At 55.0% G+C, this 25619-nt stretch carries 20 protein-coding genes; 2 read left to right on the forward strand and 18 right to left on the reverse strand.

Going from position 1 to position 25619, the window contains the following annotated elements:
- Window positions 1-36: 36 nt before the first annotated feature.
- From P0120_15920 to P0120_15935, 4 genes are all read right to left on the reverse strand, one after another.
- Window positions 37-1260 carry an efflux RND transporter periplasmic adaptor subunit gene (locus P0120_15920; protein ID MDF0675799.1) on the reverse strand — a complete coding sequence of 408 codons (1224 nt, stop codon included), beginning with the start codon at window positions 1258-1260 and terminating at the stop codon, window positions 37-39.
- Window positions 1257-2957, reverse strand: a complete 1701-nt coding sequence (locus tag P0120_15925; protein MDF0675800.1) for an efflux RND transporter permease subunit — start codon at window positions 2955-2957, stop codon at window positions 1257-1259. Before P0120_15925 ends, P0120_15920 begins: the two co-directional genes overlap by 4 nt.
- Window positions 2941-4440, reverse strand: coding sequence for an efflux RND transporter permease subunit (locus P0120_15930; protein ID MDF0675801.1), 1500 nt, complete (start codon window positions 4438-4440; stop codon window positions 2941-2943). The genes P0120_15925 and P0120_15930 overlap by 17 nt, the downstream gene beginning before the upstream one ends.
- Before the next feature lie 69 nt (window positions 4441-4509).
- The gene (locus P0120_15935) at window positions 4510-6009 is read right to left on the reverse strand and encodes an efflux RND transporter permease subunit (GenBank protein MDF0675802.1); all 1500 of its coding nucleotides are present in this window, start codon (window positions 6007-6009) and stop codon (window positions 4510-4512) included.
- Window positions 6010-6923: 914 nt separating this feature from the next.
- On the opposite strand from P0120_15935, the gene P0120_15940 reads away from it, so the two are divergent.
- A complete protein-coding gene (locus P0120_15940) occupies window positions 6924-8429 on the forward strand; it encodes a sigma-54 dependent transcriptional regulator (protein MDF0675803.1) in 1506 nt (501 codons plus the stop codon).
- A 130-nt stretch (window positions 8430-8559) separates the two neighbouring features.
- Here the strand turns inward: P0120_15940 and P0120_15945 are convergent, their stop codons facing one another.
- The 8 genes from P0120_15945 to P0120_15980 form a co-directional block, all read right to left on the reverse strand.
- On the reverse strand, window positions 8560-8946 hold the full coding sequence (locus tag P0120_15945; GenBank protein ID MDF0675804.1) for a hypothetical protein: 387 nt from the start codon (window positions 8944-8946) through the stop codon (window positions 8560-8562).
- Entirely contained in the window at window positions 8943-10376 is a 1434-nt protein-coding gene (gene sthA / locus P0120_15950; protein MDF0675805.1) for a Si-specific NAD(P)(+) transhydrogenase, read from the reverse strand. The genes P0120_15945 and sthA overlap by 4 nt, the downstream gene beginning before the upstream one ends.
- 192 nt (window positions 10377-10568) lie before the next feature.
- Window positions 10569-10985 carry a response regulator gene (locus P0120_15955; protein MDF0675806.1) on the reverse strand — a complete coding sequence of 139 codons (417 nt, stop codon included), beginning with the start codon at window positions 10983-10985 and terminating at the stop codon, window positions 10569-10571.
- Window positions 10986-11401: 416 nt separating this feature from the next.
- Window positions 11402-12301 carry a prohibitin family protein gene (locus P0120_15960; protein MDF0675807.1) on the reverse strand — a complete coding sequence of 300 codons (900 nt, stop codon included), beginning with the start codon at window positions 12299-12301 and terminating at the stop codon, window positions 11402-11404.
- 208 nt (window positions 12302-12509) lie between these two features.
- Window positions 12510-12677, reverse strand: coding sequence for a hypothetical protein (locus tag P0120_15965; protein ID MDF0675808.1), 168 nt, complete (start codon window positions 12675-12677; stop codon window positions 12510-12512).
- A 799-nt stretch (window positions 12678-13476) separates the two neighbouring features.
- Window positions 13477-13653 (reverse strand): hypothetical protein, encoded by a 177-nt coding sequence (locus P0120_15970; protein ID MDF0675809.1) that lies wholly within the window; start codon window positions 13651-13653, stop codon window positions 13477-13479.
- Window positions 13650-14264 carry a Slp family lipoprotein gene (locus tag P0120_15975; protein ID MDF0675810.1) on the reverse strand — a complete coding sequence of 205 codons (615 nt, stop codon included), beginning with the start codon at window positions 14262-14264 and terminating at the stop codon, window positions 13650-13652. The genes P0120_15970 and P0120_15975 overlap by 4 nt, the downstream gene beginning before the upstream one ends.
- Window positions 14252-14935, reverse strand: coding sequence for a prohibitin family protein (locus P0120_15980; GenBank protein MDF0675811.1), 684 nt, complete (start codon window positions 14933-14935; stop codon window positions 14252-14254). Before P0120_15980 ends, P0120_15975 begins: the two co-directional genes overlap by 13 nt.
- A gap of 446 nt (window positions 14936-15381) precedes the next feature.
- Between P0120_15980 and P0120_15985 the strand changes: the two genes are divergently transcribed.
- Complete coding sequence (locus P0120_15985; GenBank protein ID MDF0675812.1) at window positions 15382-16293, forward strand: carbonic anhydrase family protein; 912 nt, start codon at window positions 15382-15384, stop codon at window positions 16291-16293.
- A gap of 413 nt (window positions 16294-16706) precedes the next feature.
- Here P0120_15985 and P0120_15990 read toward each other — a convergent pair whose 3' ends face one another.
- The 6 genes from P0120_15990 to P0120_16015 all read right to left on the reverse strand — a co-directional run bounded on the left by P0120_15990 (window position 16707) and on the right by P0120_16015 (window position 25303).
- Window positions 16707-17468, reverse strand: a complete 762-nt coding sequence (locus P0120_15990) for a DUF2490 domain-containing protein (GenBank protein ID MDF0675813.1) — start codon at window positions 17466-17468, stop codon at window positions 16707-16709.
- 437 nt (window positions 17469-17905) lie between these two features.
- Complete coding sequence (locus P0120_15995) at window positions 17906-18415, reverse strand: DUF4118 domain-containing protein (protein MDF0675814.1); 510 nt, start codon at window positions 18413-18415, stop codon at window positions 17906-17908.
- 373 nt (window positions 18416-18788) lie between these two features.
- Window positions 18789-20183 carry a sigma-54 dependent transcriptional regulator gene (locus tag P0120_16000; protein MDF0675815.1) on the reverse strand — a complete coding sequence of 465 codons (1395 nt, stop codon included), beginning with the start codon at window positions 20181-20183 and terminating at the stop codon, window positions 18789-18791.
- 3 nt (window positions 20184-20186) lie between these two features.
- Window positions 20187-22115: an ATP-binding protein gene (locus P0120_16005; GenBank protein ID MDF0675816.1), complete on the reverse strand. Its 1929-nt coding sequence runs from the start codon at window positions 22113-22115 to the stop codon at window positions 20187-20189.
- Window positions 22116-22190: 75 nt separating this feature from the next.
- Window positions 22191-23363, reverse strand: coding sequence for a sigma-54 dependent transcriptional regulator (locus P0120_16010; GenBank protein ID MDF0675817.1), 1173 nt, complete (start codon window positions 23361-23363; stop codon window positions 22191-22193).
- Between the two features lie 176 nt (window positions 23364-23539).
- A complete protein-coding gene (locus P0120_16015) occupies window positions 23540-25303 on the reverse strand; it encodes a SulP family inorganic anion transporter (GenBank protein MDF0675818.1) in 1764 nt (587 codons plus the stop codon).
- Window positions 25304-25619: the final 316 nt, after the last annotated feature.

Here is a 25619-nt window from a genome sequence, read left to right on the forward strand (position 1 = left end):
GCCCGCGCGCACTTATATCGATCGGCTGTAATGTTGTCATAGGGTCGACGATGATCCTTCCTTTGGTGCCGCGGCTTCTGGTGCCGGCTTCTCTCCCGTGACAAGATCATAGCCGGCCGTGGGTGTGACGATGCGTACCTTGTTGCCTTCGAGCAACGCGGCGCTGGGGTTGTTCACGATGCGGTCGCTGGGTGAAAGTCCCTCTTCAATCTCGACAATTTGGTCCATGAGTTTACTGACCTTGACGGATTTCAAATGGATACGGTCGTCCTCCGTTACCACGGCCACTTGTGTGCCTCGCTCCTGGAACACCAACGCAGTGGAGGGCATCGTGAAGGCTTGTCGATCGATCGGCGCCGTCAGGTGGACCTGGGCGTAGGAGCCGGGCCAGAGCGCTCGGTCCTCGTTCTCGATCGTGAACACAGTGGTTGCAGTGCGCGTGCCCACCTCGAATCCCTTGGCAACGGTCAGAAACTGGAAGTTGAAATGCCGATGAGGCAATTGCGGCACAGTCACGTCGGCCGTCAAGCCTGGATTGAGAAAAGGCCCGAACGCCTCCGGCACACTGACAAAGAGACGCAACTTATCGACGACGGCGACTGTAAACAGGTTGGTTTTCGCATTGGGGGTGCTGAGGTTGCCCTCCTTACTGACCAAGTCGCCGACGTTGATGTTGCGTTGGATGACGACACCGTCAAACGGCGCGACGATCTTTTTGAACCCGATGAACGCCTCGATGTTCTTGACCTTTTGCTCCGCTGCCTTGACCATCGCGCCTTGGGCTCTCATGTTTTGTTCCTGCACCGTGATCGACTGCTCGGACACCGCATGATTGGGGCGCAGCGCGATCCAGCGATTCGCGGTCACCTCGGCGAGCCGATACTTGGCGCGCTCGGATTCCAAATCCGCATGAGCTTGCCGAAATTCGGCGTCGAGATCCGGAGTGCTGATTTCGGCGAGGAGGTCGCCTGCCTTCACGGTGTCACCGTAGTCCTTGTGCCACATCTTCACATAGCCCGTGACCCGCGCGTAGATCGGCGCCTCGTACCAACCCACGATATTGCCGGGAAGCACAATCGTCTCGGACCCTGGAAGCGGCTTGGGAGAAACGACCGCGACCGTGGGCACGGCCTCTTCGAGCGTCTTGTTGTGCAGCAAGGCGGCGTCGCTTTTGGCCTCTTGCATCCGATAGCCGAGGTAGGCTCCGCACACAATGACGGTTGCAATGATGATACGTGATTTAATGGATGTCATTATCATGAGATCTCCTTCTGTTGTGTAGCCATACGCCGGCTGTAAACGATGGCATACACGCAGGGTACGAAAAACAGGGTGAAGAGCGTGGCCATGAGCAAGCCGCCGATGACGGCGCGACCCAGCGGCGCGTTCTGCGAATAGCCCGTCGCCATGGGGACCATCCCTATAATCATGGCCGCGGCAGTCATGAGCACCGGGCGGAACCGGGTCGTTCCGGCTTCAATCGCGGCCCGTAATGCGTCGCCGTGCTCTTGAAGCATCTCGCGCGCATAGGACACCACGAGGATCGAATTGGCGGTCCCTGTTCCCATGCACATGATGGCGCCCGTCAGCGCTGGTTCGGACAGACGCGTATGGGTGAGGAACAAGGCCCAGGCGATACCCGCCAGCGCGCCGGGCAAGGCCGTGATGATGATGAAGGGATCGAGCCAGGATTGGAAATTGACGACGATCAACAGATAGATCAGCACGATCGCGGCGAGCAGTCCGAAGATCAGCTCGAAATAGGCGTCCCGCATCAGCTCGGCTTGGCCGTGGATTTCAATTTCAGCCGTGCGAGGCTTCTCGTGCTCCAGACTCTTGGTAACCTTTTCAACGTCCGCCAGCACCGAACCGAGGTCGCGGTCCTCGGCCGAGACATAGATGTCGAAGAGCGGCATGATGTTGCCGTGCGTGACCACGCCCGGCGTTCCCTCCACCGACAGATCGGTTAAATTACCTAGGAGTTGCACTTCGTTAGTGGTGGTATCATTTGCTGAGTCGACCGGGACGGTCTTGAGACTATTGACGCTATTGATGAAGGGTTGCGGTGTATAGACGTTGATCAGATACGACATACCGGTTGAGGGATCGAGCCAGTAAACCTGATCCACTTGTTGGCTCCCGGCAGTCGTCATGAGCAGGTTGTCGGCCATGTCCGACAGAGTTCTATTGACTCCGAGTCCGAATGTGCGGTCGCCTTCGACCATCATGGTCGGCGTGCGCATTGTTTGCTGGATGACCACATCTGTGGCGCCGGGGATCTCGCGATATTTGTCCATCAATTTCCGGGCAAACTCATAGCTGGCGTAGATATCCGGGCCGTTGACCTGCACGTCGATCGGCGCGGGCGCGCCGAAGTTGAGAATCTTGGCGGTCAGATCGGACGGCTGAAACGTGAATTCGGTCCCCGGAAACCGTTCTTTCAAGCCCTTGCGGACGATCTGCCGGTACTCCCACACGGGAGACTTTTCGTCCTTCAAGAGGATCGTCAAATCGCAATCCTGAGAGCCGACCGTCGGCGTCGGAATGAACGCGAGATTGTGCGGCCCGACCGGCAGACCGCAATTGCTGACGATGTTTTCGACTTGATCGGGCAACAGCTCTTCGATGCTGGAGGACACCAACGTGGACAGACGCCCGCTCACCTCGATGCGCGTTCCGAGCGGCGCCCGCATATGCATTTGCAAAACCCCCGACCGGATCTCCGGGAAATAGTCGCGACCGAGGAAGAAAAACAGGCCCATCGAGGCTACCGCGACGGCGAGCGAAACGGTGACGAAGGCGCGACGACGAGCGATCGCCCATTCCAACAACGTGCCGTAGCGCTCTCGGAACTTGTTGAAGCGACGCTCGAACCCCTTCTGAAAGCGGACGAAGATATTCGATGATTGTTCCGCGCCTGGTTGTCCGTGCTGGTGGTCTTCATGCGGTTGCGACATGGTGACTCCTCATCATATATTTGGCCATGGTCGGCACTAGTGTGAACGAAAGGATGAACGAGGCGAGCATCGCGATCATGACGGCCTCCGCCATGGGCTTAAAGAGATAGCCGGAACTGCCGGTGAGCCCGAAGAGCGGCAGCCAAGCGATTGCGATGCACAGCGTGGCGACGAGCGTCGGGACGACGATCTGATTGGCGGCGTCGATGATGGCCTGTTCCAAGGGCTTGCCCATCTCGAGATGGCGATCGATGTTTTCGATCATCACAATCGCATTATCCACGAGGATCCCGACCGCCAGGGCCAGACCGCCCAAGGTCATGACGTTGATCGACTCCCCGAGCCAATGCAGGCCGATGATGGCGGTCAAGATGGACAGCGGGATCGACGTCCAGACGATGACGGTGGCCCGCCAGGAGCCGAGCAACAGCAGCACAATGAAGCCGACCAGCGCGCCGGCGATCAACATTTCATGCAGGACGTCCGAGATTGCATCCTTGACGAAGGTCGAAGCGTCGTCCAGAAGCCTGATCTTCACCCCCTCCGGGACGACGTGCTCGGCCCGAGGAATCATCTTCTTGATCCCATCCACCACCGCCAGAGTCGAGGCCTCGGTGCTCTTCATGACGACGATGATGACGGTCTGCTTGCCCTTCACCAGCACCGCATTCTGCTGGACTCGGCCCATGAGGCGCACCGAGGCCACGTCGCGCAGATAGACGAACGCGTTGCCTTCCCGCTTGACCGGGATATTGGCGAACTCTTCGATCTGCAGCGGTGACGCATTCGTCTGGACGATCCAGTCCGTTGTGTTGATCTTGATATCGCCGGTGGGCAGCACGCGATATTGCTTCATGAGGACATTGTGAATGTCGGACGGCGTGAGGCTGCGCGCGAGCATTTTCTGCGGATCGAGGTTGACCATGACCTGCATATCCTGGCCTCCATAGGGATGCGGCAGGATGGCGCCGTTGACGGTTACGAGCAGCGGTCGGATCCGCATGTAGGCGAGGTTATAGAGCTCCGCCGGGGTCATGTTGTCGGAGCTCACCTCCAGCATCGCCACGGGGATCGACGAGGGGGCGAGTCGCATGATCATGGGCGGAGAAATGTCCGGCGGCAACGCTTTCACGACCGTCTGGGCAATGGCCATGATATCCGCTTCGGCTCGACCGACATCCACTCCGTCTTGGAGATAGATATTGGTGATACTGCTCCCGTAGTACGAGTGACTGTGCATGTACTTGATGCCTTCCACGGTGGCGGTCACGAACCGTTCGAACAGATATGTGATGCGGCCTTCCACCTGTTGCGGCAACAGGCCGGAGTAGATCCAGACGACAGAGGTGACGGGGATCAAGATATTCGGTAAGACATCGGTCGGCATGTGCTGGATCGTCAGCCCCCCGAACAGCACGATGAGGATCGACATCACCACGAAGGTGTATGGCCTGCGCAAGGCTATTGCGACGATCTGCTTCATGCTTCGCCCTCGATGCTCATGACCAGCCTCCGCAACGATTCCGCGTCGGGTTGTCCGTGCTGGTGGTCTTCATGCGGTTGCGACATGGTGACTCCTCATCATATATTTGGCCATGGTCGGCACCAGTGTGCGCGAAAGGATGAACGAGGCGATCATCGCGATCATGACGGCCTCCGCCATGGGCTTAAAGAGATAGCCTGAGGCACCGGTGAGCCCGAAGAGCGGGAGCCAGGCGATTGCGATGCACAGCGTGGCGACGAGCGTCGGGACGACGATCTGATTGGCGGCGTCGATGATGGCCTGTTCCAGCGGCTTGCCCATCTCGAGATGGCGATCGATGTTTTCGATCATCACGGTTGCGTCATCTACGAGGATCCCGACCGCCAGGGCCAGACCGCCCAAGGTCATGACGTTGATCGTCTCCCCGAGCCAATGCAAGCCGATGATGGCGGTCAAGATGGACAGCGGGATCGACGTCCAGACGATGACGGTGGCCCGCCAGGAGCCGAGCAACAGCAACACGATGAGGCCGACCAGCGCGCCGGCGGTCAGCATTTCGTGGACCACGTCGGAGATCGCATCCTTGACGAAGGTCGAAGCGTCGTCCAGAAGCCTGATCTTCACCCCCTCCGGGACGACGTGCTCGGCCCGAGGAATCATCTTCTTGATCCCATCCACCACCGCCAGAGTCGAGGCCTCGGTGCTCTTCATGACGACGATGATGACGGTCTGCTTGCCCTTCACCAGCACCGCATTCTGCTGGACTCGGCCCATGAGGCGCACCGAGGCCACGTCGCGCAGATAGACGAACGCGTTGCCTTCCCGCTTGACCGGGATATTGGCGAACTCTTCGATCTGCAGCGGTGACGCATTCGTCTGGACGATCCAGTCCGTTGTGTTGATCTTGATATCGCCGGTGGGCAGCACGCGATATTGCTTCATGAGGACATTGTGAATGTCGGACGGCGTGAGGCTGCGCGCGAGCATTTTCTGCGGATCGAGGTTGACCATGACCTGCATATCCTGGCCTCCATAGGGATGCGGCAGGATGGCGCCGTTGACGGTTACGAGCAGCGGTCGGATCCGCATGTAGGCGAGGTTATAGAGCTCCGCCGGGGTCATGTTGTCGGAGCTCACCTCCAGCATCGCCACGGGGATCGACGAGGGGGCGAGTCGCATGATCATGGGCGGAGAAATGTCCGGCGGCAACGCTTTCACGACCGTCTGGGCAATGGCCATGATATCCGCTTCGGCTCGACCGACATCCACTCCGTCTTGGAGATAGATATTGGTGATACTGCTCCCGTAGTACGAGTGACTGTGCATGTACTTGATGCCTTCCACGGTGGCGGTCACGAACCGTTCGAACAGATACGTGATGCGGCCTTCCACCTGTTGCGGCAACAGGCCGGAGTAGATCCAGACGACGGAGGTGACCGGAATCGTGATATTCGGGAAGACATCGGTCGGCATGTGCTGGATCGTCAGCCCCCCGAACAGCACGATGAGGATCGACATCACCACGAAGGTGTACGGTCTGCGCAGAGCAATGAGAACGATCTTATTCATGCAAGATCCTCTTATTCTTATTCATGGAAGAAGACTGTTAACAACAACCATACGAGGGTGCTTCTCAGGAACGTCATCGCTCAGCTTCATAAAGTTTCTCAGCGATCGAGCTTGAAGTAACCGATGCAGCATGCCAGCCGCCGATTCTTTCATCGGACTGTCCTGATCGACCATCGACCCAATTGCGAGATCGTCATCTTGAATGCGGATCATGAGACCGATACTGTGCAAGGTGTTTGCCTAACTTAGTGATGTACCCATGTCGTACGAATCATGACAATTAGGCTTGTTTTCCCCGGATAAAATGAATTTCGCGCAAAACACAACTGTGTCAGTAATACATAGGTGTGCCAAGATGACCTATTCAGAAGCGATCTATCGGCGATGGATTCGGAGCGATTCGTCAAAAGCGATTCTTTGAGAAAGGTTGGTGCTGCAGCGCGAGCAGACTGAGAAACCAATCGTCGAATTACTCAGCAAAACATGTGTTTGTCTTTGAGCTCTGTGTTGTAGGTTGCTTTTCGGAGTACTGCGTTTCAATCCTGAAAGAGACGCTAGACAATATTGAGGACAACCCCTCCGTCAGTCGGAAACCGCACGTCTGTAGCGCCTAGAGAGTCTCAGTCAAAGAGTTTCGCTGCTTTCGAGGCGAGGCAAAACGACAGTCATGTGCGACTACGCCCTCTCTCGTCCATCAAGAAACCGGCGAGGTCTATCAAAAGACATCATAACAAATTCAATTGCATGCTCAGCGAAACCAACTTGTCCGGCTGCTCAATGTCGTAGGATTCCATCGCGGAGTATCGCTTGCGAGAAAGATGGACAAGAGTAACGCAGGGCATACACAGGCTCTTGGCATGGCACGTGCTTAGAGACAGTAACGGAGGAAATGGTTCTCTGATTGAATTTGTTATATGGATCAGTGGCAGCCTCGCCGTGAAGAGTGCGGTGGGACAGGGTACGGAGTTCACGGTGGATCTGCCGCTGTGGACGGAACGGGAGATCCGGAGACGCCGATGAGTGGCTTGCCTGCAATCCTGGTCGTGGATGACGACCAACAGAATCGGGAGATGCTGGCCGAAGCCTTGAGCCAAGTCGGCTTCGAGGTGGATATCGCCTGCGATGGTGCAGAAGCCCTGAGCAAGGCCAATGAGGTGATGTACGATGCCGTCTTGAGCGACATCCGCATGGCCCCCTTGTCCGGGTTGGATCTGTTGGATTTTCTTCGCAAGACCATGCCGGAGATGCCGATTGTCCTGTTAACCGCGTTCGGTTCCGTCGACACGGCGATCCAAGCCATGAAGCTGGGGGCCTACAATTACATCACCAAACCGGTGAATCTCGAAGAGCTCGTGCTCACCATGACGCGCGCCGTCGAGTACCGGCGCCTGATCGAGGACAATCGTACGCTTCCACGTGCGTTCAGTGAACGGCCGCGGACCGCCTCGTTGATCGGGCAAAGCAAGAAACTGGTCGAGGTGTTCAAACTCGTCGGACGAGTCTCTCGCAGCCGGACCGCCGTGTTGATTCAGGGGGAGAGCGGCACCGGCAAGGAACTCATCGCCCGCGCCATCCACGACAACAGCCCCCGGGCCACGCACCGGTTCGTCGCCGTGAACTGCAGTGCGATTCCCGACTCCTTGCTCGAAAGCGAACTCTTCGGTCACATCAAGGGGTCGTTTACCGGGGCCCATATCTTACGGCGGGGCTTGCTGGAGGAGGCGAGCGGCGGCACCTTCTTCTTGGACGAAGTCGGCGATCTCTCGTCGGCCGGCCAGGCCAAACTGCTGCGCGTCCTCCAAGAAGGAGAAGTCCGACGGATCGGGAGCAACGAGTCGGTCCGAGTGGATGTGCGGATCATCGCCGCGTCGCGCCGGAATCTTGCCGACTTGATCGAGGCCGGTCGGTTTCGGGAGGATCTGCTCTATCGGCTGAATACGGTGAACATTTTCATCCCGCCGCTCCGGGAGCGGCCCGAAGACATTCCCTTACTGGCTGAGTTCTTTCTGGCACGCTACGGAGATGAAAAAGAAGTGCCGGTCACGTCCTTTTCCCCCGCCGCGATGCGGGCGCTGACGGGCTATGCATGGCCGGGCAATGTGCGTGAGTTAGAGCACGTCGTGGAACGAGCGGTGGCGCTGACCTCGCACGCGATCCTCGCGCTCGATGACCTTCCTTCTGAAATCCTTCGTAAAGACGGAAGCATCTCGAACCACACTCACCTCTTGCCCGGCACGCTCAAGGCGCTGCAGCGAGATCAGGTGCTTAAGATGCTGGAGTCCGCCCAGGGCAACAAGGAGCGGACAGCGCGTTTGCTCGGCATCAGCAGGCGAACGCTGTATCGGCTCCTCGACCGATACGACGTCGGTAAAACTCAGACTTCGCCCGAGGCCGACACGTCGGATCCTAACGGATCTTGATAGGTCGTTCTATGGGTGTTCTCAGCAGAGGCATTCCATACCCTCGGGTGTTATTCAGAAACGGTCTGGCAGGGCTCCTCAAAACTGTGAAAGGGCATCGACCTCGGCGATACCGATCGTCCGTGGGTCATCACGGCGTCGAATGAAGTTGTTGGGTCATATCGGATGGGATCTCCCGCGCGGCCTTCTTGGCTTGCGTGTCCGCATAGTCGGCCGCTTCTTCCAACTGGTGAGCGAAGAGCCGCATCTGCTTCACGAACTCGGTCGTCGCCGGCCCAGGCTTTGTCCTCAAGAGCAATTCCGTTTCGCGTTCTCTGTGCCTCGCCATGGCATGGAGCTCTCGCCCTTCCTCTCGCCAGTAAAACATTCGGTCCGACGCACGCATCTGTGATGCGGACTGCGTCGCGGCCGGCGCCGTGGAGGTGGCTGTCGATTGCGCCGATCCATTTACCGTACAGGCAGTGAGTATCCCGAGTACCCCACAGAGCGTGATCGAATGCATTTCCACTGCGTTCATGTGGCCTCCTTTGACAAGTGGGACGCCGTCATGGCGAGTTTGTTGTGCGCATCCAACGCGGCCACCTTGTAACATTCGGCCAACGTCGGATAGTTGAAGATCGTGCGCAAGAAATACTCCAAGCCGCCACCGAGGTCGAGGACTGCCTGACCAATATGCGTTAATTCCGTCGCCCCCGTTCCGATGGCATGGACGGCGAGCAGCCTTCGATTCGCACGATGAAACAGTAATTTGACAAGCCCGCTGTCGTCGCCAAGGATCTGTCCCCGGGCGATCTCGCGATACCGCGCGACCCCTGTTTCGTAGGGTACGTGCTGGTCGGTCAGAACCTGCTCCGGTGGCCCGGTCATAGAAATCTCGGGGATTGCGTAAATGCCTACAGGTGGGTGATCGGGGAGTGGGTCAATCTCCACTCCAAACGCGTGACAAGCCACGTGCCGCCCTTGGGAGGCAGAAGTGGAGGCGAGGCTGGGATAACCGATAATATCGCCCGCTGCAAAGATGTGGGGGATTCCGGTGCGAAACTGAGCATCGACCGTCAGGCGACCTCGCTTGTCCGCACTTAAACCTGCTGCGGCCAGGTTGAGTCTCTCGACGGCGCCCATCCTTCCGACCGAGTAGAGAACGGATTCGGCCATTATCCGCTTCCCGGACTCCAACGTGAGGATGGCTCGACGGGGCTTTTCATCGGTCAGATCGAGCTTTTCGACCGCCTCGCCCAGTCGAAAGGTAACGTTGCGATTGCGCATCTGATGCATCAATTCCTCGACGATCTCGGAGTCCAGAAACTCCAACAGGCCCGTTCGCTTGTCGACCAGTGTGACGTTGATTTTCAGGGCGGCCAGCATGGAGGCATATTCAACGCCGATGATGCCGCCGCCGACGACGACCATCTTTCGCGGGAGCTTCTTGATGTTCGTGATGTCGTCACTGGTCAGAATCACCTCTCCATCAACCGGCACGCCTTCGGGTTGAGCGGGAATGGTTCCGGTTGCGATCAAGATGTTCGCCGCGGTGAGGAGCCTGGACTCTTGTTCGCCGGCCACAGCCATGGTATGGGCGTCTTTGAACGACGCCTCCCCTTGGATCAACACGACGTCGTTCCGGCGAAGTTGATCGGCGACGACTTCGACCTCCCGCTTGGTGACGTCCGCGACCCGTGCCAAGAGTTGTGCCGCCGTCGGTCGGCTGTCGAAGTGATTCCCTAAATGTTGTTCGACGTGATGAGCGGCGCACAGAAAGGACAGCACCGCTTCACGAAAGGTTTTGCTGGGGATCGTGCCGGTTTCTACGCAGACGCCGCCCAGAAGGCGCCTGCGTTCAACGACGGCGACGCGTTTGCCGAGTTTTGCGGCTTGGATCGACGCCCGCTGGCCGGCCGGGCCGCTTCCGATACAGAGCAAATCAAAATCGTACGTCTCACGAGCCATAACTAGTCAACGGCCAAGGTGATCATTGAACAGAGAGAGTACGGGAATAGATAGACGGGTTGCTGAAATGAACGCCTCTTTTCCCCATGATGGTTGAAGCAATGTCTACTCAAGTCATCCATTGATCGAACCACACTCCTCAAAACGACCAACATATGGGTGACGAGTACCCGTCGCATCTCCATCTCCTCATCACGAAGACAGGAAGATCGATGTCGACGATCGTGATCGATGTTCGCGCGTCAATCGGACGGCGTTCGTCATGAGCTCCAGCAGCTCACTGAAAGGATAGGGTTTACGAAGGATGCCGTACGCTCTTCCGAGGTCGGCCGTTTCTGACAAATTCGTATCGCCATCCAGCACAAGAATCGTGGGCATACCCGGCCAAACAAGCCGTACTAGCAAGATGAGACGAAATCCATTGATCTGGGGTATGTGATGAGCGCTAATCACCACATCGAACCGGCGTCGTTTCATCTCTTCCAGCGCTAGGGATTCCTCCGGCACCTGCTGGACATTGTATCCTTCACGCTCCAGCATTAGACTCAGTACGTTCCGCTGGTCGTCGTCGTGCTCGACGATCAGCACTCTTCTGCCACACCCAGTCATGGCGACCTCCTTGATAATCCCCCATAGCGATGCATGACGCACACTCCTGCGCACCTCGGTGAACCGGGCTCCATGGTCCTGCGGCAGTGAGTGGTCCTCAGCGATGTCGATGCACTTATGCGCAAGTTGTCCCTAGCTTTATTCCATGTGATGGAACTCCGACTTCGATGTTGCGACGTGCTGCTCCACGTGGCGAGTGATTCTTCAGCCGATTGGTATAAATTGCCGCATCCTCGATGTTTCCACAGTTGACACATCGCGATCCTTGCAGCTCGCTCGGAACAGCCTGTCCCGTGACGTCAGAGATTGGCTCAATGACCATGAACCCACTGCAGCGTCCACATGTCAAGGTCTCACCTCCATTTCCGTTGCCGCTCGGAAGGAACCAATTCCATGATTCGATAAGCGACGTCCTGCTACCGGCCAAAACGCATGTCTGAGCCCGTGTGGAATTCCTCACGAGCCTGCCCCGTTGAGTGATCAGTCCCGGGGTTGATCAAAATCGGCACATTCAGTTTGTCCGGTAGCAGCACAAACTTAGAGTTCGAGCTGTCATAGAGCTTGAACCGGAGATATTCCGGGGTCAGCGTCTTGGTAATGGTTTCCTGCGCTTTCGCCTGACCAACCGACCGAATTCTTAGACCTTCCGCCTCGCCTTCGGCTCGAATACGGATAGAATCTCCCTCACCTTTGGCACGACGGCGAGCAATCTCTGCATCCTTTTCGGCGATAATGAGCTCGAATTCTTTTTGTTCCTTCTCCTGTTCTTTTGCTTGCTTGCGTTCCACAGCCTCCAGGACGACCCTGGCCAGATCGATATCGGCCAGAGCAACGCTGGCCACTTCGAGATGACGGCCTTTAAGTTTATCGACCACAACCGCCTGTACTTTGCTGGCAATTTCCGAGCTTTTCTCGGGTACACTGACCATGGGATAGTTGGAGACAACACTTCTGACCGCCGCCAATAGCTCCGGTCTGACGACGCGAGGATAGTAATCTGGTCCGATCTCCTGGGCGAGGAAATATATCTCCTCGGGAATCGGCCTCAGAATAATGGCTGCTTTGAGGACGACAAGCAGGTCGTCCAAGCTCAGTGCGTCGACCTCTTCGGTGTAACTGCGCACCTGCACGTCGTACAGGTAGATGTCGTTCCAAGGTGCCCGCCAATAGAACCCGCTCTTGAGTGTTTCGGTGGTCAGGCCTTCGGTCAAAGGATACCAGCGCAATCCTCGCTGACCTGGCGCGACGGTGGTCCCGCAAGCTTGCAGTGAACCCAATATCATGACAAGAAGCATGACCTTCGCAACATAACGCATGGTCCCTCCTTTTCTGCCGAACGAGGGCTGCGGTCGGCCTATGGAAATCCTGACCGCGGGACAGAAGGTGGCCTCGACTCGCCAAGCTTTTCCCACTTCCCTGCACGGTCGACCATCAACACCAAGAAAACCAGTAATATAAGAAAACCTACGACCTCAATGCTCCGATGGTTGTCTCGTCTTTCTATGTCTTATAAGGAAGACGCCGCTACTGCCGAATCTCTCGGTGTTGCCTCTCCCATACCTCTTGCAGCAGGATGATCTTACTGAAGGAGAGATCTGCCACAAACTCGCGCAGCTGCTTAGTTTCTTCCTCGATTTGCCGTTTTTGTCTCGCAGCTACGACCCGCCTCTTGGAATATCTAGCATCTGCCATTGGCTTCCCTCCTCATTAGTGTTATGGAATTCGAAAATGCGCCGCTGTCAGTACCGGCAGAGTGGAGCAGGGTTGATGAGTTGGTTGAACGGGTCAGACCGAGACGCAGGTGACGGAGCTTCAGCTGCAGTTGTTCGAACGACTTGCCATAGACCTGATAGTCAGGATGGGCTTTCGGATAACCACGCCAAATCTCTTGATCTGGAAGAAACGTGTAGTCCATCAATTCCATGCTGGATCAACAGGCTAAAAGAGAGTTTTCATTTGTGCGTTATCTCATCAGACCACTACTGCGGCTCTGACGCGTGCGATCCGCTGCGTTCTGATTGATTGCCGCTCCCGTCTGCTATTAGTCGTCGACCACCTGCCTTGATAAAGAGCAAACGCAATGCCAGTAATGAAAGTGAATTGCCGGCCTATCCGTGGAGAGAGTTTTCAGTTTTTCGTCTTTGGTTGGTTGTAACACCGGAGGACATCGGGCATACCTGCATGACAGCCTGACATGATGTGCCACAAAGACACAGAGACGAGATGATGGTGTGATGATAAATATATAAGAATGAAGCTCAGAAACAGAGCTATCCTGCCTTGCTCTAAAGCAGTCTAACTTTTACCCCTACCGAGAGTTATTTGCTAAATTGCAAAGTGAAGACTGGGATTGTCGTTGAAGCGGGCATCGGGCGGCTGCCCGCTGCGAAGGAGATTAGTTAGGGAGAAAATGATGAGGAGTATCCCACGCCTTTACATTGGCTTGACTTGTTGAAACGGTTGAAACGACGCTCAGGAGTCGGATTGCTTTTCAAAAGCACACTGTGTACATTGTGCGAGGTCGCTCGTGTAAATACGTATTCTGCAGCATCAGACTCAACGGGTTCTGCTCATCTTCGTTATGCTCGATGATCAGGACTCGCTGCCCATACCCGGTGATGTCGACCTCCGTCGTCACTTCCGGACCGACTCGTCGCCTCTTCTTCACGAGCCTGTGGAGTCCGTTGTCTGGTTATCCTGACCACCACCGGTTGACAAGGTCTCCCCTTTGCCCTCTTCCTGACAGAAGGTTCGGTTCTCCAGGGGGTAATGTTGTCCCATGGAGCCTTCATAATAATTGTTGGTATCGAACCCTTCTGTCTTCCAGATGTGAAGACATTGCGCAACAAGATGCGGCACAACCCTCGGCATCTTGCCAATCATCTCTGGGCTTGAACCCTCCGTCGCTCCGACGACGGCAAGCTGATTGCCGACCTGTAGTATGTCGGCGTCCGGAAAGCCGTGAAAAACGATCGCGAATTCGAAGGCGCCTTCCCGTCTGAGGCTCGTAGGCCCATACCCTAGATACTTGTCGATTGGCTGCTCCTGGGCGAGAATCACGACACCATCCGGCTTCCGAAGAACCTGGGTGATCTGTCCCCCCAATTCCACCTTGTGGGAAATGAAGCTGGCGCCGGACGGGTAGGATGTCTGGGCTTTCCACGCCTTGACGGCAACCGTGTCAGTTTCGATATCTTTCGTGATCTCTGGAGGAAACGCGGGTGGGGTTGTGCAGGCGGCTAATAATACGCACATCATGAATAAGCCTATTGGACGCATGTGAGGCTCCTTTCTGAGGTCAACCGGAGGGGAGAAGAAGTTCTCGCCTCGCATTCTTGAACGAATTCGATCCCTTCAGCCAGGAGGAGCTCGAATTGTTTCGGTTCCTTCTCCTGTTCCTTGGCCTGCTTACGCTCGACGTCATCCAGGACGACCTTGGCCAGTTCGATATCGGCCATGGCGATGCTTGCCACTTGGAGATGACGGCCTTTGAGTTTTTCTGCCACTACCGCCTCCACCCTGCTTACGATTTCTGAACCGTGCTCCAGCACAGTAACCATGGGATAGTGGGAGACGGCGCTCCGGATGGCGGCCAGCAACTCTGGTTTGGCGACGCGAGGATAGAATTCTGATCCTATGTCCTGGGCCAGGAAGTACACCTCGTCGGGAATCGGTCTCATGACAATGACGGTCTTGAGGATGACCGGCAGGTGGTCTGAACTTAAGGCCTCGATCGTTTCGGTGTAACTGCGCCATTGCACGTTGTACAGATAGATTTGGCTCCATGGCACCCGCCAATAGAATCCGCTCTTGAGTGTTTGGGTGGTTAAACCACCGGTCAAGGGATTCCAATGTACCCCCCGCTGACCAGGGTGGACAGTGGTCCCACAGGCTTGCAGTGAGAGCAGGACCAGGACAAGAAATGGGGCCTTCGTAAGATAGCGCATCATTCTTCCATCTCGCTCAAGCGTGGACTTCTGATTGCCCCCGTCAGATTCCGACCATTCGATGAACGGAATCTACGACTCGTGTCATCTTGCTCTGGCAACGCGATGTTACTGAGATGAGGAGCAAGACCCGCACCCTAAACGGCAGAATCGCGCGATATTCAAGTGCCTGGTTTTATTGGGTGAATTTCCATGACGAGGTTGAAGGAAATATTCGAGCGGAGGATTGATTTTAGAAATCGCACTGTGTACAGTGTGCGATAGCGCGCGTTTTCATGCGTGAGTGCGTGGAAGAAAAGCTCACAGCCAAAAGAAGTTGGATGAGCGTAGGAGCCTGGGCCTTACAGTCATTAAAGACGCTTCTGTCCCGTCTCCGTTACCGTTTCATGATTTGTTGGTGATTAGGAGAGACTGCGACAGATGATCAACTTATAGGGGAGGGATGGGTCATGGATACATTCTCATGGCTGAGTCCAGCAGTCGCAGATACCCTGTTGCCCAACAGGGACTTGGCAAGGATTGTGATTCGGATCATAGCGATAACGCTCGCGTTGTCGCTGCCGGCGTGCCTGCACGCGGGAGAGACGGGGCATAGCACATGGGGTTATGACGGGGATCATGGACCGCTTCATTGGGGCAAGCTCGGGCCGGAATCTTCCCTCTGTGAAAAAGGCATGAACCAATCACCGATCGATCTGTTGCGCACCCGCAAGACGACACTTGACGATATTCAGTTTTCTTATAGAGACGCGCCCTTCCATGTGGTCAACAACGGGCATACGTTGCAGGAAGTCGAACCGCTTTCAGAAACAGCCAAGTCCCGTTACCCCAAGCACGGCCAGACGGTGCTCCATTTTGACAAGGACAGCGCTATCGTGTTCGACGAAGACCTCTACTTGCTCGAACAATTTCATTTCCATACTCCGAGCGAGCACACGGTGGATCATAGACATTACCCGATGGAACTGCATCTGGTGCATCACAATGAGCGGCATGAAGCGGCGGTGGTTGCCGTCTTCATGGAAGAGGGGAAACACAATCCGTTTTTCGAGACATTTTTGGAGCATGCTCCTACCAAGGTCGGGGAAGTCATGGATGACCATAACCATACCGTCAATCCGATAACTCTCTTACCTGAACGGCGTTCCTACTACCTATACTCCGGTTCCTTCACCACTCCACCCTGTTCAGAAGGCGTCATCTGGATGGTCATGCACGATACCATCGAAGTCTCCGCTGAACAGATCCAGAAGTTCCGCACGCTCGTGGGACACGATAATGTGCGGCCGACTCAACCTTTGCATAAACGCTTCGTGCTGGAGACGAATTTCGCAAATGCAGCGACCGCGACGAAGAAGTGACTTTGATAGGCTTTGGTTGCGAATCTCTCGGAGGTCTCAGAACGTACGCAATGGTTCCAAGGGACGGAACATTGATGCCTAGAGGCTCTACACACTCTCATTCGTCGGTACCGTTGCCAACGTGAGAGTGTGTACACCTTCACTCACGAGTGAGATGAAGAACGGTGCTTGACCAGCAACGGCTGCTCATTGATTACCCGAACGAACCGCGTGATCACTAGCTCACCCTAAGTTCCATACATCCAAGCTGTATAGTTGGCGGGTTCACGTAGACGGGCAAAGCGACCGTAGGTCCTTCTGCCGTGCTTTCTTTCCGTCATATGTGAAGAAGCCGACGCTCTCCCGTGTGGTGTTACCGCTGGGCAAACGAAGCGGCTCTTCTTCCATCACGGACCGGCTCGTCACGCAAGGACCTACAGGTTGATGAAAAAATTTAATAAGATGATGTGGTTCATCTGGTTCGCAAGATCAGGAATCGACTTGCTGTTGAGGAGCTGATTTTGGTAACCGAAGTCCATATTGAAATTTTTTGAAAACGTCCGGTTGATGCCGATAAAAAAACGATTTTGATCGAATCCGGCTTCTGGTCCTCTGCGACCTTGGACCGTGTTGAGGTTGATAAACACCTCGTCGTAGGTGGCAAAGGCCCACTGCGGAGCCTTGGGCAAGGGATACAGTCCCCGCCACAGCAGACGGAGCCGCACCGCAGTACCGGCTGCATCTTCGATCCAGCGTTCTTCCAGGCGAACGCGGCTCAGAGTGTTCCAAGATTGGAACTTGTGCACATAGTTGGCCTGTTGATAGATCCGGTTTTCTTCGAAGAAGGACGACTGAGATGGTGTATGCGGCACATTAAAGTTGCCGACCCAGGCATAGCCTTGCCAGATGGAGAGCTTCTCCGTCAGCTGATAGCCAACCGCCGGACGGAGTAAGAGCTGACCGATATCGCCGGCATCGTCGAGATCGAAGAAGCGTGGGTTGACTTCCATGTAGGCGTAAAACGACTTGGGCAGCTTCACCGTCATGAAAACAGGTGCCCAGAGGCCAAAGTCCTGTTTGAATGTCGAGGGGGACTGGGCGAAGGTTATCGCGTTCAGAAGGAGACTCCACACGAAGACCCAGATGCTGATGACGCCCGTGAACTTACGTGTTCGCTGATTTGCCGCTTGCTGCATAACCACCTCCTAAACCGGATGCATGCTCGGTGCTTTCGAGGTCTTCCGTCGCCGACTCTCGTGGCAAGCGATCTCCCTTCTTGGATTACTTAGGTCACGATGACTCTTTGTCGAGCAGGGACCCAACGTGAGAACGTTATCTCGGGCACAATGTTGTACCGCTTCCAGTAAGAAATCGCTAGCCAAAAATTTGAACAGAGATCATCAGCTGCCATGGATTGAGCGCAGGAAACGACAGGGTCGTCTGAAGGCGCTTAGGCGGATGGCCTTCGTCTACGTCGAGATGGGCTAGGAGCGATGCTCCATGGCTTTTTCCGAGTTATGAGGAGGGGATGGAACTGGAGAAGAAGGGATCAGCATGAAGTGAGGAGTCGAACGAGTGAGAGTGTCCTTCGGGAAATCTCTGTGCCCTCCTTCACATGGGAGAGAGCTTCGAGCTACAATCTGCGTTCGCTTTGTGAAGCAGGTGTGCTTTCCGGTGATTCGACATGAACTGGCTCGTCTTCGGTCTGCCTATGGCGTCGCATTTCCATTCGTAGTTCTTGTGTCATTTCTTCCGTTCTCCTCCAAGCCCACTGCCAGGTTTGTGCAAAGCCGACCAGTGCGAAACTGACGGTCAAGTAAACGGCGATCCCGGCTTGATCCTCCAGATCTGTAAAGCTAAGGGAATAACGGGGATGAATGAAAACCCAATTGGCAATCAGGCCACCTAAGACAACGGCCACCAACGACGGTCCTATCCCGCCATACCAGGTGGTAACTGCTATTGCGACGAGGAATGCGGCATAGGCTAGGCGGTCGTCGAGGTAAGAATCAAGAGACAAACGCAGGACAAACGCAAGGAACGTTGCACCGATGGCCATACCATACTCTTTACCCGACTGCGGGCTGAGCGGGGTCCATCCCCTTTCTGGCCGCTGCGGCGGGTGTTTCGAATCTTTGCCCATGATGTCTGCCGTTGCGTCAGCTCGCAACGCCGTCTGCGAGAAGGCTCCGTTCGTCAGTTCTCTACGTCGTTCTCGATATGTGAAAGTAACGCATCCATTGCAAGGATCCCATCAATGAACCGTAGGGTATAACATCATAAGGAACGCGCACTGGAGCATACGCCAACGGCACAGCCAATGGAAGCAGGGAACTGAGTCCTCTAAAATCTTACCGATCCGGCGCGTACTGCGATATCCGGTTTTGCGTCCTCGTTCGGCATCTTAATGGACCGTGCTCCCTTGCTGCGATCAGGCGTGAGGGCAGAACTTCATCGCTCGGTCAGGTTTTCAACGACAGGCCAGCCATTCTAGCTCGGCGAAATCGAGGAGAGCTTTATCTTGGTGAATCCGTGAGCTTTTTCAAGCGCCGATCCAGCGAGAATCGGGTGAGGCCAAGTTGCTTGGCCGCCAAACTTTTGTTGTAGTCCGCCAGCCGAAGGACTTCTTCGATGATGGATTCTTCGATTCGCTCCAGCGTGTGCTTTCCCACTTGCATCTCAATGCGGATCACACGCTCAGCTCCTTGGGAAACAGACATGGTGGTGTGACCGACCTGTTCATGTAGTTCTCGCGGTAGATAGTTCGCCGTCAAGGTTTGTCCCGAACAGAAAATCATGGCTCGTTCCAGAGTGTTTTCCAGTTCTCGAATATTCCCGGGGTATGCATATCGCTCCAACATTGCGCGAGCCTCTGAATCCAATTCGGGGACAGGTTTTCCGAATTCCTGCGCAAAGCGCACGATCGTCTTTCGGCAGAGGGGTATGATATCCTCGAACCTCTTACGAAGCGGAGGGATCTCAAATGCCACGACATTGAGACGAAAATAGAGATCTTCTCGAAAGGTTCCTCGTTCCACCTCCTTCTTGATTTCTCGGTTCGTCGCAGTGATGAGACGGAAATCCGCCCCGAGATCGTCAGTTCCCCCGAGCCGCCTGAAGGATCGTTCTTGAATCACTCGCAGCAGCTTTGCCTGCATCGTCAGATCGAGATCTCCGATCTCGTCAAGAAACAACGTGCCGCCTTCTGCCTTTTCGAGTAAACCGAGCTTGCGCTGATTGGCACCGGTAAAGGCTCCACGCTCATATCCGAACAGTTCACTCTCAAAGAGGTCCTTGGGAATCGCAGTACAGTTGACCCCCACGAATGGAGCCGATGCCCTCGGCCCATTGTGATGGATCACCCGTGCCATGAACTCTTTCCCTGTTCCTGTCTCGCCCAGCAACATCACGGTAGGTTTTGGATTCTCCGCCACTTCGCGTACTTGTTCGAGCAATTGTTTCATCGCACGGCTGTGAGCCTCGACGTTACTCAGATGGTACCGGTTGAGCTGTCCATCGATTTCCAATTCCAGGCGACGGCGTAATTTCAGAATTTCGATCGCACGGGTGACGACCGCCTCCACTCCTTCAAGATCGACCGTTTTGATCAAGAAATCGTACGCTCCCAATTTCATGGCTTCCACCGCATCCTGCACCGTCCCATACGCGGTCAGCATGATGACGATGGCGGAGGGAGCAAGTTGACGCACGTGTTTGAGGGCATCAAGGCCGCTGATGCCGGGCATCTTCAGATCGAGCAGCACAAGCTCAGGGAGCTTGTGCTCAAGCTCTTGCAACAACACCTCGCCGGATTCGTAACCGGTAGCGAAATGTCCTTGTCTGTTCAGCCGCTTGACGATGGCCGTGCGAATGACTTGTTCGTCGTCGACCACAAAAACGACTGTATGCATGGGTCAAACCCTTTCCAATGCGGTTTTTTGCTCCAACGGTAACCAGATGCCGACAATCGTACCCTTTCCGACTTCGCTGGTGACATACATGTTCCCCTCATGGCTTTCGACGATATTCTGACAGATCGACAAGCCCAATCCTGTCCCATGTTTTTTCCCGGAGGTCACGAATGGTTGAAACACATTCGGGAGGAGTTCCGGCGCAATGCCCACACCTTGGTCTTTGACTTGAATCACCAAACCGGGCCTTTCCTCCCGGAATAATTCATGCCCAGTGATCTCGATGGGAGGGCCACCCTTCGGGGTGGCATCAATTGCGTTGTCCACGATATTCAAGAGTACCTGTCTCAGGAGGTCTCGATCGGCGATGAATTCGCTGATCATGGGTGAAATCGTGACCTTGATCGTGAGCTGCTTCTCCTCCAACCGGAGTTTCAACATTTTGGACACCTCACCGGCGAGCCGGTTGAGATCGATGCCTGTCGGCGCAGGTCGGCGCGGCCGTGCATAGTCCACGATCTGATTGACGATTCGATCCAATCGCCGAGTCTCCGACAAGATCACTTCGATGTCCTTTCGCTTCGGATCGCCGGATTCGAAGTCATCCAACAATACCTTGGCTGTCGAACCGATGCCCACCAGTGGATTCCTAAGCTCATGGGCGATGCCGGCCGCAACTTGTCCCAACGTCGCCAACTTTTCCGCTCGCCTTAATTGCAATTGCAGATTGTCGAGGGTCGTAATGTCGATATTAAAGCCTACGTATACGACATCGGGACTCTCAAAATCCATGATCGGCACACGTTGACTCAACACCGTTCGGATACTACCGTCATCTTGAAGTAAGCGGAAAATGATTTCACAGGGTCTCCCCGCGGCTACGGCTTCTGAAAATGTCGTGAAAACACGGTCGTGATCTTCAGGATGCATCCGTTGGCGGAATGTCTCGGGATCAACATTGGATTCAGGGTCCAGCCCCGCCAACTGCTGATTGTAACGATTGCTGAACGTGACTCTGACTCCTTTTGTCATAAAGATGCCGAGCGGTGCGTGATCCACGAGACCTCGATACTTCGCCTCGGAAGCGGACAAGTGCGCATTCAGTTTCTTGAGGGTGGCTGCTGACTGCTGGACTTCATCGAGATCCTTGCGGATCTGCAAACTCATCTTTTTCATCACGGTGGTGAGTTCCCCGATTTCGTCTTTCCGGTCAAAGACAGGAATGGAGGGAATCGTCTGGCTAGCCGTCGAACCTACGACCTTTGATAAGGCTGTTAATGGAGTTGCGATGGAATGGGCAATGAGCGCCAGCGCGAGGATGACGAGGCAGAGGGTCACCAGCCCGCCTCCGAGAATGAGAAAGCGTGTCCACGTCCGATCGTAGCTCAACCGAGACAGCTCCTGCTGCTGCATGCCGTGTTGCTCTTGATCAAACCACGCCATCCATTTCCGAACCTCAAGCATGACCTCTCGACTTCGTCCCTCGCGAACATACTGAATGGCATCGGTCCGATTTCCCTGCTGCATGCGTTGCAACAGTACTTCTTTTTCCAAAAACGACTTCTTCACCAGAGTGCGAATGGCTTCGAATCGTGCATGCTGGGCTGGAAGTTGGATTTCCAGCTCGTGGTCCATTTCCATGACGCTTCTCCGCCCCTCCTGAAAGCGCGTCAGGTATCGATCGTTCTCAGAGATGACATAGCCCAGAAATGCCGTTTCCAAATCAGCTATGGAGCGCATGTATTGGGCTGCCGTCTTTTGAAGCTGGTAGAGGTGTGTCAGACGTTCTTCATCCTGTATAAAATTCTGAACATCCAGATAGGTCATCATGCTGAATAACATCAGAAAGACAAAGGGAATGGCCGGAATGAGAAGAAGCTTGGGAAGGATGGGGAGATCGTCTAAGAACTTCTGAGGAAAACCTCGTGGCATAAAAACTCCCATGACACCTGAGCACTGCCGACCATGTACCGCCCGCCCGCGTCAACTGGCAAAGGCCGCAAGGCTTCAATGCGCTCCTGGGAGGTCACTGCTGGTCAACGTCTTGCCCATGCACAGCATCATCGCCCGTTCTATAATGTTCTGAAGCTCTCGCACATTGCCAGGAAATAAGTACCGTTGAAGCGTTGCCGCGGCTTTCGGATCAATATCGGTCACCTCTTTCCCGAGTTCCAGTCCATACTTCATCATGAAGAGCTTGGCGAGGGGTACGATATCCTCGGTACGGTCCCTGATCGGCGGTACGACGAATGGCATCGCATTGAGCCGAAAAAAGAGATCCTCTCGAAAACGTCCTTCCGACACTTCCTCCTTAAGATTCCGGTAGGAAGACGCGATCACGCGGAAGTCTCCGGAAATATCTTCGACTCCACCCAGACGACGAAACATTCGATCCTGCACGATCCCTACCAGCTTCCCCTGCATCACGAGGTCGAGATCACCGATCTCGTCGAGAAACAGAGTGCCGGTTTCCGCTTGATCCAGCAGACCGAGCTTTCTCCGTTCCGCCCCGGCGAAGGCGCCTCGTTCATACCCAAAAAGGTCGCGCTCGAATCGCATGGATGAAAGGGAGGTGCAACTGATCTTCACGAACGGCCCCTTCGCGCGCGCGCTGTTATGGTGAAGGACACGGGCTAAGAATTCTTTCCCAGCTCCGGTTTCCCCCATCACGAGTACGGGCACATTCGGGTTCTGAGCCACTTCCCGCACCTGAATCAGCAAGGCTCTCATCGTCAGGCTATGGGCGATCAGGTTGGTCAATTGATATTGATTGGCTTCGTGTTCGATGTTGTAGGACACGCGCCGCTTCAGCAGAATATGTTCAAGAGCCCGGTTGACGACCGGCTCCAGCGTTTCAAGATCGACCGTTTTGATAAGGAAATCAAATGCACCGAGCTTCATGGCCTCAACCGCATCCTCTACCGTTCCATATGCGGTCAGCAGGACGACGAGGGCATCGCAGCCTTTGGGACGAAGCGCTTGCAGAACCTCAATTCCGGTCATGCCGGGCATCTTCAGGTCGAGCAAGATCAAGTCGGGCACATCCTCTTCTACCGCGGCGAGTAGTTCTTCGCCGGATTGAAACGACCGAATCCGGTGCTGCATACGAGAAAGCAGTTTTTCGAGCGCGTTGCGATATGCAGCTTGGTCGTCGACTACGAAAATACTCGCTTGCATCATGGGCGATCCTCCCATGGCATGCTACTGTATGCGAGGTTGCGCGGCAAGATGTTTGACGAGGACTACCTCATTAGATCGAGGATTCATGACAGCGGCTGGACAGACATCTTTGGAATCAGGCTGGGAAACTTCGGCTGAAAACTTAGAGAGGACTCCAAAGCCTCAGTTGCGAGCCTTCACCCATAGGCCATGGCATCATCCGATTGGCTCACTCGGTAAGCGAATCGGTGGTCTGAATGAGAAAGGAAATGCTGAGTTCCAAGGATCACGCAGTTATGACCCTCCTTCAGTTGTTGCTCTCGATACCGATGCAAATACTCCATCGCAGTGTGGTCCACCACATGCCCAGCCAAGATGATCATGAAGTTGTCTCTTTGATTAGGGAGGGCCTTGAGTTTCTCATCGAGTTTCAACAGATTCATGCAGCTGAGCGATGAGAGGTAGATCTTGTAGGGATGCTTCATATTTTTGGCCGCGACACTCATGACGGGGAGAGATCCTTTTCTATGGGTGCGCCCATCTCCAATTCGGATTATCGGATCGCGGAACAACTCTCTAAATGCAGCCCAGAGGCGGGTAGAGAAAGATGCTGTGTGACCGGCATGGGATTCCTGCTCAATCGTCAGCGCCTTTACCACATCAAAGCAAAGCACGAGCATCTTCGTCACGGTTCCGGCGATTACTCCGGACAAGATGTCTGATGTGGAGAGTGTGACCGCGACACAGACGGTCGCGACCAGGAGTTGCTCGACCCCGATCGAAAAAACCTTCAAAAAGATTCTCGGCGCACACAGTTTCCATCCGATAAAGACGAGCAACGCAGCCAGGACGGTGAGAGGGATTCTGTTGATTAGGTCGGTGCCGACCCATACAAAGAGCGCCAGGAAGAGGGCGTGGTAGAAATTCGCCCATAGAGTACGTCCTCCTGCGATGACGTTTGCCGTACTCTTGATTCCCCCTGGAATAATCGTCAATCCGCCGACTAACCCAGAGAGGATGTTGGATACACCCATGGCCCGAAGGGTGACATTAGGGTCCGATTTTCTGCCGAATGGGTCGATTTTATCGATGGCGGCAATGGTGGCCAAGGTCTCCATACCATCGATCAAAGTCAGAGTGACAACCGTGGTCAGTAACGTAAACCATAGTTCTGGGCGCTGCCATATCTCCGAGAAATGGGGGAAATGGAATCCTTGGATAAGAGGATCTTTAGGGACATGAATCAAATAGGCTTCGGGGAGGTGTAGCATCCACCCGGCTACCCCGCCCAAGGCAACGGCCAAGAGTGGTGCAGGAAGATTCCTCGCCCAGCTTTGGTTCTTGACCATGTTGCTGTCGAGCGCGAAGAGGAGGGCCAACGTAATGCCTCCGACGGCGAAGATCTCAAGGTTCATCCCCATGATCTGTGCGGGGATGAGGCTGATGGCTTCAGGAATGGATTTTGGTGAAGTCGTCAGGTGACCGAAGAGTGAGGGAATCTGTTTGATGATAATCAGCATTCCGATGGCGGCCAACATGCCATGGAGCACCGACATCGGGAAGTACATGACGAACCGGCCGACCTTATAGATACTCAGCAATATCTGGACTGCTCCTGTAAAGCAGATGGCCACGAGTACCAGAGGGTACCCTGCCTCGAGATCGCCTTGACCGAGAGTGAGAATACTGGCCAGTAGGGCGGGTGCGAGGCCTGCCGCTGGTCCGCTGATGGTGATATAGGATCCGCCGAGAAGAGGAAAGACGAGTCCTGCAATGATGCCTGAGATCACTCCTGTAATCGGAGGTGCCCCTGAGGCGAGCGCGATCCCCAGAGAAAGTGGAAGTGCCACCAGCGCAACTTGCAACCCTGCTACTAGGTCATAGCGCCAATGTTTTAACCCAGGTATCCCGTTTTGTGGTGTTTCGCTCTGAGGCCCAGCCAGGTGTTCAAAAGGCGACATCGCACCCCCATCTGTTCAGGGACACTTGCATTCGTCACTCACGAGATCGAATGTGCTAGCCGATTGCCAACACGGCAGCACGATGCTCACTGATTCACAAAGCACATCCGGTGCCTACGTTATGAAAGGACTTGGTTCACTCTGGAGGGACGCACAGTGCAAATACATGCAAGAATTACAATTAGTTGGACCATGTCGCGAGCAGAAGTGCCTAGCGCATTGCCATCGTTTTAATATTTAAGTGAGCGTATTGACTGTGATCATGTGGTGCGCATTCGCTCTTTTTAAAGGAGCGCCCCTATCTTTGTGTGGTTGA

This window comes from Nitrospira sp. (assembly GCA_029194675.1).
Taxonomy (GTDB): Bacteria; Nitrospirota; Nitrospiria; order Nitrospirales; family Nitrospiraceae; genus Nitrospira_D.

What these genes read in the sequence shown, in the direction of transcription:
- P0120_15995 (MDF0675814.1), bottom strand. Translation starts at nt 18,415, where the DNA reads ATGGGCAAAGATTCGAAACACCCGCCGCAGCGGCCAGAAAGGGGATGG.
- sthA (MDF0675805.1), bottom strand. Translation starts at nt 10,376, where the DNA reads ATGGCTCGTGAGACGTACGATTTTGATTTGCTCTGTATCGGAAGCGGC.
- P0120_15960 (MDF0675807.1), bottom strand. Translation starts at nt 12,301, where the DNA reads ATGCGTTATGTTGCGAAGGTCATGCTTCTTGTCATGATATTGGGTTCA.
- P0120_15975 (MDF0675810.1), bottom strand. Translation starts at nt 14,264, where the DNA reads ATGCGTCCAATAGGCTTATTCATGATGTGCGTATTATTAGCCGCCTGC.
- P0120_15955 (MDF0675806.1), bottom strand. Translation starts at nt 10,985, where the DNA reads ATGACTGGGTGTGGCAGAAGAGTGCTGATCGTCGAGCACGACGACGAC.
- P0120_15965 (MDF0675808.1), bottom strand. Translation starts at nt 12,677, where the DNA reads ATGGCAGATGCTAGATATTCCAAGAGGCGGGTCGTAGCTGCGAGACAA.
- P0120_16000 (MDF0675815.1), bottom strand. Translation starts at nt 20,183, where the DNA reads ATGCATACAGTCGTTTTTGTGGTCGACGACGAACAAGTCATTCGCACG.
- P0120_16005 (MDF0675816.1), bottom strand. Translation starts at nt 22,115, where the DNA reads ATGCCACGAGGTTTTCCTCAGAAGTTCTTAGACGATCTCCCCATCCTT.
- P0120_15920 (MDF0675799.1), bottom strand. Translation starts at nt 1,260, where the DNA reads ATGATAATGACATCCATTAAATCACGTATCATCATTGCAACCGTCATT.
- P0120_16010 (MDF0675817.1), bottom strand. Translation starts at nt 23,363, where the DNA reads ATGATGCAAGCGAGTATTTTCGTAGTCGACGACCAAGCTGCATATCGC.
- P0120_15985 (MDF0675812.1), top strand. Translation starts at nt 15,382, where the DNA reads ATGGATACATTCTCATGGCTGAGTCCAGCAGTCGCAGATACCCTGTTG.
- P0120_15930 (MDF0675801.1), bottom strand. Translation starts at nt 4,440, where the DNA reads ATGAAGCAGATCGTCGCAATAGCCTTGCGCAGGCCATACACCTTCGTG.
- P0120_15945 (MDF0675804.1), bottom strand. Translation starts at nt 8,946, where the DNA reads ATGAACGCAGTGGAAATGCATTCGATCACGCTCTGTGGGGTACTCGGG.
- P0120_15980 (MDF0675811.1), bottom strand. Translation starts at nt 14,935, where the DNA reads ATGATGCGCTATCTTACGAAGGCCCCATTTCTTGTCCTGGTCCTGCTC.
- P0120_15935 (MDF0675802.1), bottom strand. Translation starts at nt 6,009, where the DNA reads ATGAATAAGATCGTTCTCATTGCTCTGCGCAGACCGTACACCTTCGTG.
- P0120_15940 (MDF0675803.1), top strand. Translation starts at nt 6,924, where the DNA reads ATGGATCAGTGGCAGCCTCGCCGTGAAGAGTGCGGTGGGACAGGGTAC.
- P0120_15925 (MDF0675800.1), bottom strand. Translation starts at nt 2,957, where the DNA reads ATGTCGCAACCGCATGAAGACCACCAGCACGGACAACCAGGCGCGGAA.
- P0120_16015 (MDF0675818.1), bottom strand. Translation starts at nt 25,303, where the DNA reads ATGTCGCCTTTTGAACACCTGGCTGGGCCTCAGAGCGAAACACCACAA.
- P0120_15990 (MDF0675813.1), bottom strand. Translation starts at nt 17,468, where the DNA reads ATGCAGCAAGCGGCAAATCAGCGAACACGTAAGTTCACGGGCGTCATC.